We start from the raw sequence: 255 nt of genomic DNA, 5'->3' as shown, positions 1-255 counted from the left end.
ATGCCTAGGCTCTCAGAGGCGATGAAGGACGTGATAAGCTGCGAAAAGCTGCGGGGACTGGCACATACAGGTTGATCCGCAGATATCCGAATGGGGCAACCCAGCATGTTGAAGACATGTTACTCCGCAAGGAGGGCGAACCCGGAGAACTGAAACATCTAAGTACCCGGAGGAGAAGAAAACAATAGTGATTGCGCTAGTAGTGGCGAGCGAACGCGCATTAGCCCAAACCATGTAGCTTACGGGCTGCATGGG

Annotated in this window: 1 rRNA gene; it reads left to right on the top strand. The window is 53.3% G+C overall.

Annotated elements, in window-relative coordinates:
- Positions 1-255, top strand: a 23S ribosomal RNA gene (locus HC175_RS23805); the annotation flags it as partial.

The sequence above is a fragment of the Salinimicrobium oceani genome (genome assembly GCF_012037645.1).
Note: the sequence above shows the minus strand (reverse complement) of the source record. Positions and strands in the feature narration are given on the sequence as shown.